This is a genomic window from Microbacterium sp. PF5 (genome assembly GCF_004794315.1).
GTDB classification, from domain to species: domain Bacteria; phylum Actinomycetota; class Actinomycetes; order Actinomycetales; family Microbacteriaceae; genus Microbacterium; species Microbacterium sufflavum.
Genome location: NZ_SSDQ01000125.1, coordinates 1 through 9,118 on the forward strand (window position 1 = coordinate 1; position 9,118 = coordinate 9,118).

At 73.7% G+C, this 9,118-nt stretch carries 8 protein-coding genes; 1 reads left to right on the forward strand and 7 read right to left on the reverse strand.

Going from position 1 to position 9,118, the window contains the following annotated elements:
* Positions 1 to 153: 153 nt before the first annotated feature.
* The 5 genes from ahcY to DW297_RS10975 all read right to left on the reverse strand — a co-directional run bounded on the left by ahcY (position 154) and on the right by DW297_RS10975 (position 4,824).
* The gene (gene ahcY, locus DW297_RS10955; RefSeq protein ID WP_136032262.1) at positions 154 to 1,599 is read right to left on the reverse strand and encodes an adenosylhomocysteinase; all 1,446 of its coding nucleotides are present in this window, start codon (positions 1,597 to 1,599) and stop codon (positions 154 to 156) included.
* A 42-nt stretch (positions 1,600 to 1,641) separates the two neighbouring features.
* Positions 1,642 to 2,856, reverse strand: coding sequence for an ABC transporter permease (locus tag DW297_RS10960; protein WP_136032264.1), 1,215 nt, complete (start codon positions 2,854 to 2,856; stop codon positions 1,642 to 1,644).
* Entirely contained in the window at positions 2,853 to 3,602 is a 750-nt protein-coding gene (locus DW297_RS10965) for an ABC transporter ATP-binding protein (RefSeq protein WP_136032267.1), read from the reverse strand. Before DW297_RS10965 ends, DW297_RS10960 begins: the two co-directional genes overlap by 4 nt.
* A complete protein-coding gene (locus DW297_RS10970; RefSeq protein WP_136032269.1) occupies positions 3,599 to 4,525 on the reverse strand; it encodes an efflux RND transporter periplasmic adaptor subunit in 927 nt (308 codons plus the stop codon). Before DW297_RS10970 ends, DW297_RS10965 begins: the two co-directional genes overlap by 4 nt.
* Positions 4,526 to 4,617: 92 nt before the next feature.
* Positions 4,618 to 4,824: a DUF3499 family protein gene (locus DW297_RS10975; RefSeq protein ID WP_136032271.1), complete on the reverse strand. Its 207-nt coding sequence runs from the start codon at positions 4,822 to 4,824 to the stop codon at positions 4,618 to 4,620.
* Between the two features lie 77 nt (positions 4,825 to 4,901).
* Here DW297_RS10975 and DW297_RS10980 point away from each other — a divergent pair, with 77 nt between their 5' ends.
* A complete protein-coding gene (locus DW297_RS10980) occupies positions 4,902 to 5,324 on the forward strand; it encodes a hypothetical protein (RefSeq protein ID WP_240744592.1) in 423 nt (140 codons plus the stop codon).
* A gap of 20 nt (positions 5,325 to 5,344) precedes the next feature.
* On the opposite strand, the gene DW297_RS10985 is transcribed toward DW297_RS10980, so the two are convergent.
* Both DW297_RS10985 and DW297_RS10990 read right to left on the reverse strand, forming a co-directional pair.
* Positions 5,345 to 6,727, reverse strand: a complete 1,383-nt coding sequence (locus tag DW297_RS10985; RefSeq protein ID WP_136032273.1) for a DUF5719 family protein — start codon at positions 6,725 to 6,727, stop codon at positions 5,345 to 5,347.
* A partial coding sequence (locus tag DW297_RS10990; protein WP_205828277.1) for a glycosyl transferase occupies positions 6,724 to 9,118 on the reverse strand: 2,395 nt, incomplete at its 5' end. The genes DW297_RS10990 and DW297_RS10985, both read right to left, overlap by 4 nt.

A 9,118-nucleotide genomic window follows, 5' to 3' on the forward strand; every position in this document is an offset into this window, starting at 1 on the left:
CGCCGGTGCCCGCCGCCCCCGCCGAGCTCGTGCTCGTGGGCATCACGGTGCTGCGGCGGGAGCGCGAGCGGCGGGCCCTGGAGAACGCAGACCGCCGCGCCGAGCGGCTGACGGGTCGCCGCGTTGGCGTCTGACCTCGCCTCTCCGCCGCGCTCAGTAGCGGTAGTGGTCGAGCTTGTACGGCCCCTCGACCGGCACCCCGATGTACGCCGCCTGGCTCTCGGTGAGCGTGGTGAGCCGCACGCCCAGCGCGTCCAGGTGCAGACGCGCGACCTTCTCGTCGAGTGCCTTGGGCAGCACGTGAACCCCGACCGGGTACGCCGCCGCGTTCGTGAACAGCTCGAGCTGGGCGAGGACCTGGTTCGTGAACGACGCGCTCATCACGAACGACGGGTGCCCGGTCGCGTTCCCGAGGTTCATCAGCCGGCCCTCGCTGAGCACGAGCACGCTGCGACCGCTCGGCAGGCGCCACTCGTGCACCTGCGGCTTGATCTCGACCTTCTCCGCACCGTCGAGCGCCTCCAGCCCCGCCATGTCGATCTCGTTGTCGAAGTGGCCGACGTTCGCGACGATCGCGAGGTGCTTGAGTGCCAGCAGGTGCTCCACCGTCACCACGTCGCGGTTGCCGGTCCCGGTCACGACGATGTCGACCCCGCCGGCCACGTCGATCAGACGCGCCACCTCGAAGCCGTCCATCGCGGCCTGCAGCGCGCAGATGGGGTCGACCTCGCTCACGATGACCCGGGCGCCCTGACCGCGCAGCGCCTCGGCCGCTCCCTTGCCCACGTCGCCGTAGCCGCACACGAACGCGACCTTGCCGCCGATCAGCACGTCGGTCGCCCGGTTCAGCCCGTCGGGCAGTGAGTGACGGATGCCGTACTTGTTGTCGAATTTGCTCTTCGTGACCGCGTCGTTGACGTTGATGGCCGGGAACAGCAGATCTCCCGACGCCGCGAGCTCGTACAGGCGGTGCACGCCCGTGGTGGTCTCCTCGGTGACGCCGATCAGCCCCGCGGCGACCCGCGTCCAGCGGTCGGGCGACGCCGTGAGGGTCCGACGGAGCAGGTCGAGGATCACACGGTACTCGTGCGGGTCGCCCTCGGCGGCATCGGGGACGACGCCCGCCCGCTCGAACTCGACGCCCTTGTGCACCAGCAGCGTGGCGTCGCCGCCGTCGTCGAGGATGAGGTTCGGGCCGTCGACGTCCGACGACGACCAGTCGAAGATCCGCTCGGTGCACGCCCAGTACTCCTCGAGCGTCTCGCCCTTCCACGCGAACACGGGCACACCGGCGGGCGCGTCCACCGTGCCGTGCGGGCCGACCACGACCGCCGCGGCCGCCTCGTCCTGCGTGGAGAAGATGTTGCAGCTGGCCCAGCGCACCTCGGCGCCGAGCGCCACGAGCGTCTCGATCAGCACGGCCGTCTGCACGGTCATATGCAGCGACCCCGCGATGCGCGCGCCCCTGAGCGGCTGCGCCGCGCCGAACTCCGCGCGCAGGGCCATGAGCCCTGGCATCTCGTTCTCGGCGAGCCGCAGCTGGTGCCGTCCGGCGTCGGCGAGGGACAGATCGGCGATGCGGTACTCGAGCTCAGGCATGGGCCCATTGTTCCATCAGGTCGCGGACGCACCGCCCGTGTGTCAGAACCGGATGGCGTCGATCACCTTGACCCGCAGCGCCACGAGCGCGGGGATGAAGCCCGACACCGCGCCGACCACGACCGAGGCGACGAGACCGACCAGCGCCGCCCGCATGGGGAACGGCGGGATGTCCTGGATACCGGGGAACATCGAGCCGATCAGCCACTCGGAGCGCAGCACCGCCACCACGATCGCGATGCCGATCGCCCCCGCCACGGTCGTCGCCACCAGACTCTCCAGGAACACCGCGAAGAACACCCGGCCGGAACTCGCGCCGAAGGCCCGTCGCACCCCGATCTCCCGCACCCGCTGGCGCATCGCGACGAGCTGGATGTTGATCAGGCTGAGCGCACCGAGCGCGAGGATCAGCGACGCGATGCCGCCCGTGACCATCTCGAACGTGGCCTGAGCGTCGGCGGTGCCGGGTTGCGCCGCCCAGTCCGAGCGGCTCACCGACACCGTCTGCCCCTCCGGCAGCCCGGCGCGGAGGTCCATCGCGAGCACCGGCGCGATCGCGTCGACCTCGTCGGGGCCGAGCCACACCTCGTACTGGGTGAACGTCTCCTCCGGCAGCGCGTCGACGCGGTCACGGTAGGCGTCGTACAGCAGGTCCAGACGGAGCTCCTCGTCGCCGAAGCCCTGCCGCGGAACGACCCCGACCACCTGGTAGGTGCCGCCGGCGTCTCCGGTGACGGTGATCGTGGGGTGCTGGGCGACCGGGACCCGCCCGATGCGCTCCCACAGCGGCTCGCTGATGACCACCGCCGGCGCGAGCGCCTCGAGGTCGCCGTCGTGCAGCCACCGGCCCTCGAGCAGCTTCTCCCGGTGGATCTGCGAGTACGCAGGGTCGACCAGCCGGGTGTTCACCGGGGTCACGCCGTCGGGCAGCGCCACGCCGAGCGAGAGGCCCTGGGCGATCCGGGCGGTGTGACTGAAGCCGAAGCGTTCCGAGGCCCTGCGGAAGCGCTCGTCCACCTCGTCCGCGTCGACCGGGGTGCCGTCGTCGGCCGACACCGCCACGACCACGGTGGCCGCACGGCCGCCCCAGCGGTCCGACTGCTCCTCCTGGAACTGGCGCTGGTACTCCGAGATCGCCACGACCGCCGTGAGCGCGCCCACCGACACGGCGATGCCGATGAGGCTGAGCAGCACACGGAGCTTGTGCACCCGGATCTCGGCCCAGGCGTCGGAGAGCGCTCCGAGGAACCCGGTCACGACGCGACCTCCGCGGCTCCGGGCACCGAGGCGGCGAGCGTGGACGCCTCGAACGCCTTCGTGAGGTCGGCCGGCTCCAGCCGCCCGGCGTCCAGGCGGTAGTGGCGGCGCGCGCGGGCCGCGACGTGCAGGTCGTGCGTGATCGTGACGAGGGCGGCGTCGGTCTCGGTCGCGACCTCGTCGAGCAGGGCCATCACGGTCGCGCCGGTGTCGATGTCGAGGGCGCCGGTCGGCTCGTCGGCGAGGATCAGCACCGGGCGGCGTACGAGCGCGCGGGCGATCGCGACGCGCTGCTGCTCACCTCCGGAGAGCCGGTCGGCGACCTGGTCGACGCGGTGCCCGAGTCCGACGCGCTCCAGCATGTCGGCGGCGATGCGGCGGCGGTCCCAGAACAGCCGTCCGCGCGCGTGGCCGAGCGGCATCATGACGTTGTCCAGCGCGGTGCGACCGGGCAGCAGGTTGAACTGCTGGAACACGAAGCCCACGTTCTCACCCCGGAGACGGTCGAGGCGACCGGACCGCATCCGGCGGACCTCCCGCCCCTCGAACGACACCGTCCCCGACGTGGGGGCATCGAGCATGCCGAGGATGTTGAGCAGCGTCGACTTGCCCGAACCCGACCGCCCCACGATCGACACGTGGTCGCCCGCGCCGACCTCGAGGTCGACGCTGCGGAGGATCTCCAGGCGCGAGTCGTCGGGCAGGAGGACGCTCTTGGCGACGCCCTCCAGCGCGACCAGCGTCACCAGCTCATCCCGCTGTCGCACTGCTCGACGCCCGGGGAGATCTCGTAGCAGAACTCCTCGACGGGTGCGACGAAGCCCGGCACGAACTGGCGGATGCTGTCGCCCTCCGCGAGCCCGTCGGTCACCTCCACCATCGAGCCGTCGTTGACGCCGAGGGCGACCTCGCGCTCCTCCGGCTCGCCGCCGTCGCCCGCGTCGACCCACACCTTTCCGGTGCCCGCGCCGCCCTGCACCGCCGTGACCGGGATCACCAGCGCATCGTCGACCTGCCCGAGCGCGAGATCCATCGTGGCGGGCAGGCCGGCGAACACGGTCTGATCGGCGGGAATCGCGCAGCGCACGCTCGCGGTGCCCTCCTCGCTCACCTGCACCCGCACGCCCGTGCACGGGAACGGGGCGGGGCCGCCCGTGATGGTCACCGTGGCCTCGGTCGGCGCGTTGACGAGCCGGTACAGCTGCACGGGCTCCACGGTCGCCTGCAGGTGGTAACGGGCCGGGGAGAGCGTGTACGTCTCCGTGCCCACCGTGGTGGCCTGGCCCTTCACGATCGCGAGCTCCGACACGTCGCCGGCCTCGGGCGCCAGCACGTCGATGTCCTTGCGCGGGTCGTCCTGGCGCACGGTGAACAGCTTCTGCCCGGCCGCGACGCTCGCACCGTCGGCCACGTGCACCGCCGTGACCGTGCCGTTGAGCTCGCTGCGCACCGGATAGCTCTCGTCGCGCGCGACCGTGCCGTCCAGGCTGAGCGCGTTGACGACGGCCCCTCGCTCGACTGCGACGACCGGATCGGTGATGCCCGCCTCGGGGCTCACGATCGCCTCAGACCGGTCGGGGAAGAAGGCGATCTTCACGAGTGCGGCGGCGCAGGCGCCGAAGATGACCACGAGCAGCAGGGGCAGGACCCAGCGACGCCAGACGAGCACGGTAGCCTTTCCGGCCGCGCCGCCGTGACACCGCCGCCGTCAGAGTACCCAGGAATCGGCAGGGGCCACGGTGCCTCCGCCCGCGTGTCGGATCAGGCGCGCAGGGCCTCGTGGCGGATCACGAGCCAGCCCGCCGGCACCGAGAGCCGGTCGGCGTGCGGGGCGCACAGGTCGTGCGCCTGCGGGTCGTTCGCCGTTCCGAGCGGTCCGAGAGCGGCCATCTGGTCGCCGTAGTCGTAGGTGAGGGTGGCCACGGCCTCACGCGCGCAGCCGACCTTCGAGCAGAGTCGTCCGTCCATCCCCTTCACGCTACGACCCCCGTCGCGAGCGGAGCGGATGCCGCGCCGAGCGCGCGCGCAGCGCCTAGACTTTCGGCATGCCCCGTCGTCGCGCCCACGCCCCCACCGCCCGACGCGGCGCGAGGCACGGACGCCACGGACGACTCGGGCGCAGCGAGGTCGTCCGCCCGCCGCTCGCACCGCTCGACGGGCGGCTCGACCGGTTCGACCTCACGGTGGGCACTGCGGTGGAGTTCCTCCGCGGCACCTGGCCCGAGCTGCAGGAGGTGCGCTTCGAGATCGGGGCGCTGCCCGCGGCCGAGGGCGACGGGGAGGTGCCGCGCTGGCACCTGGACCGCGAGGGGCGGCGGATCGTGCTGTTCCGCATCCCGATCGAGCGGCTGCTCCCTCCGGGACACGACGACGCCGCGCACCGCCGCATGGCGATCGAGAGCGCGGTGTTCCGGGCCGCCGCCGAGTACGTCGGCCGCGAGCCCTGGGACCTCGGCCACGACCACTGACTGCGCGCCCCGTCCCGGGGTCAGGGGTAGACCGTGATCGACTTCTCCACGCCGGACGACGGCGGCACCGGCAGCACGCCGAGCGCACCGGCCGCGGTCAGGGTCACCGCGGCGTGCACGGGTCCGGTGGTGCGCAGCAGATAGGTCGTCCGCGCGGTCACGTCGATACCGCGGGTCTGCCCCGCCGGCACCGACACCTCCTGCGGCTGACCGCCGTCGATCGGCTCGACCGTGACGGTCGCGTCCTCGTCGCCCGTGTTGGCGAGCTGCAGCCGCGGGGCGGGACCGGCGGGCACGGCGACCGCGGCCTGGTCGTCGAGCTGGGCGGCCGGAGTCACCCACGCGAAGTCGGTGTCGCGTCCGAAGCCGTCCTGCTGGCGGACGGCGGCGACGACCGGGGCCTCCGCCTCGATCTCCACGGTGTAGCGTCCCGGCTCGAGCCCGCTGAGCGCGACCTGCGCGGGGACGTCGGGGTCGAGCGGGACGGAGAACTCGTCCGTCGTCGGCGAGGAGCCCTCGCTGTGCACCGTGACCTTCGCCATGGCGTCGGCGCCGGGTGCCAGCAACCGCAGCACGGTCATGTCGGCCTCGTCGCCGTCGGACGTGAACGTCTGGACCCCCGTGATGACCACGTTCTGCTGCGCGCCGGCCACGGCCTCCTGCAGGTCGATGCCGGCGGGGTCGAGCACGCGCACGAGCGACGACTGCAGGACGGCGCGCACCGGAGCCCCGACCGCGCTCACCTTGACGACCGGCGCCTCGTTGCCGGCGGCGATCGACGTCAGCGGAAGGGCGGTCTGCGTGCGCGCCGGGATGATGACGGTACGGCCGCCGCGCGTCTCGCCGTACACGGTGAGGGTGACGGTGGACGGCACCTCGGCCGCGTTGGTGAGGATGACGATGTCCTCGGTGCCGGTGCCCACCGCACCGCCGACGAGCCAGGACTCCAGGCGCGGCACCGTGCACGGGGTGGCCGCGAAGCCCCCGAGGTCGTCCGCGGCGAGGGTGAACGACTCGGCGCCCGCGATCAGCGGAGCCGTGCGGCCCTCCACGGCGCCGGTGAGCACGGAGACCTCGTCGCCGTCGGCGAGGTCGGGCGTCGCCACGCCCGACGAGGCCGGGTCTCCCGACGTGCCGCCGGTGGTGAGCGTGGGGGCTGCGGCCGCTGTCATGTCGAGCGGTGCGGACGAGTCGCGTCCGAGCGCCCGGAAGTCGCCGTTGCAGACCAGCACGCTGTCCCCGGGCAGCGGAGTGACCTGCTCCTGCGCCGGTTCGTGCGCCACGGTGGGCCAGGGCGCGTGCACGGCCGCGACGACCCCGATCACGCAGGCGGCGGCCACGGCCACGCCCGTCACGACGCGGGCGCTGGTCGCGGCGACCCGGAATGCGCGGTTGCCGCTCATCGGCGCTCCTCCTCGGGCTGCGGTGCGGGGGTGTCGTCGTCCGATTCCGCGGCGTCCGCGGGCTCGACCTCGGCCTCGGGAACCGGTTCGGCGATGGGCGCCAGGGCCTCGTCCGTCAGAGCCGGTTCGTCCTGCGGATCCTCGACCGCGCCGACGGGCGGGTCCTCCACGACCGCGGCCGGGAGATCTTCGGCGTGGCGCGGCAGCACCATCGGCTCCTCCGGCGCCCGCCCGACGATGCGCGACTGCGCCCTGGCGGCACGCCGCGACGCCCTGGTCGGGATGGACAGCAGCAGCGCGGCCAGCACCACGAGCAGCTGCAGGGTGATCACGAGCCGCGCCGTGCCCTCCTGCGCCGCGGTGAGCGACGCCGGTGCCGCGGCCTCGCCCTCGAGCCGCCACAGCACTCCGCGCTCGGTGGTGCCCGCGTGGACGAGACCCGGGCGCTGGTCGATCGCGGCGATCGAGGCCGTGCGCAGCGCACGGGCCCGGTCGCCCTCGCCCGCGACCTGGGCGATCAGCACGTAGCTGATGCCCTCCGCGGCGAGTTCGGCCGGTGCATCGAAGTCGCGGGCGGAGATCAGGTCGACCGCGAGCGTGCCGGTGTCGGTGCCCTGGGGCTCGACGGCGGTCGAGAGCATGGTGGTCTGGGCCCCGAGGGTCTCGCTGGCTCCGCGGACCACCTCGACCGCGAGTCCGCCGTCGTTCTGCGGGGTGAGGATGAGCGTCGAGATCGCGCGGTCGCCCGCCGCCTGCGCGGCCACGTAGGCGGGCAGCGTCGACTCCGGCCCGTTGGTGAGCACGGATCGATCGGTGTGGAACGCGGTGAGGGCGGGCAGGGCACACACCAGGAGGGCGGCCGCCGTGACGGTGGTCGCCACGGTGCGCAGCCGCGGCAGCGGGAGCGCCGTGTCGAGCGTGACGGTCGCCGCGCCGAGCACTCCGATCCACGCGAGGCTCAGCCCGGTGCCCGGCCAGATCGGTACGGGGGTGCCCTGCGCGAACGAGACGCTGACGCCGACCGCGAGGAAGGCCGTCGCGACACCGGCGACGGCGACCACCAGCAGCGTGATGCCCGCGCGCCACCGCGGTGAGACGGCCGAGGCGAGGGCGAGCAGCGCGAGCGGTGCGCACAGGAGGGCCGCCCACGTGCCGAGACCGCCGGGCGCGACGGTCGCCCAGCCCGCGAGGTCGGTCGTCGGGAAGCCGAGGGCGATCGCGAGGCGGCCGACCGCGTCTGCTCCGGCCTGCGGTCCCGCCCACGTGAGTCCCGGGTCGGCGAGCAGTGCCAGGGGCGTGCCGTGCAGAAGCTGCCAGGAGATCAACGGCCCGAACAGCACGGCCGTGGGCAGCGGGAGCCACAGCAGACGACCGGCGCCGCGGAACTGAGCCGTGCCGATCACGATGCCCAGCGTCACGAGCCACAGCAGAGCGAGCGCGGGGGCGAGCGAGGGCGCACAGGCGAGCACCGCGGCCAGCAGCAGCGAGGCGCTGCCCGCGGCACCCCACGAGCGGTGCGCGACGACCGCGGAGTGGAACAGCCACGGCAGCAGGAGGTGGGCGAGCACCGCGGCGGGGCGGCCGTCGACGAGCGCGGTGAGGAACGTGGGTGCCAGCGCCCAGGCGATCCCGGCGAAGATCCGCAGTCCGGCGCGATCGGTCACACGGGTCGCGGCGAACCACCCGCCGAGCACCGCCAGGGGCAGCGCCAGGATCCACAGCAGCACGAGAGTGAACGAGGGGCCGGCCGGCCACAGCGAGCCGAGCACCGCGACCACGGCGGCGAAGGGATCGGCGGGGCCGACCACGTCCAGGCCCAGTCCGCGGGTGCCCCAGGCCGCGTCGCCCCACAGCGCCGCGACGGTCTGGCGCAGCGGCAGCAGGCCACCGCCCCCGATGGTCGGCCAGGCGAGCAGCGTGGTGAAGGAGGCGATGCCCACGACCAGGGCGGCCAGCACGACCCATGCGCCGCCGCCGGAGAAGAAGCGCAGCTCGCTCACCGCGCCGTGCTCGCTGCCGTGCCCGTCGTCGAGCCGTCGGCGCAGTTGCGCCGAGGTCACCCGGAGCGGGGCGATGCTGGCCCAGGAGGACGTGCGGAAGGCCCGGATGCGTGCGCGCGAGCGGGCGACGGCACCGAATCGCAGCATCGCGGCCAGCGCGGCGCCCCACTCGGGCAGCACGGCCTCGGGTCGCTTGCCGATCAGGTGCGTGATCGACCGCCACAGCGCGAGCGGCAGCAGCGACAGCCAGTGCAGCGGCACGGCCGGAAGGGGCGCATAGGCCAGACGGCGGTGCAGCTGCGCGAGGCGCGTGACGTACGCGCGGCGGGAGCGCCCGGAGGGCAGGCCGGCAGGGCCGTCCGGCGCGGCGGAGACCCGGGCGCTCGGCGCG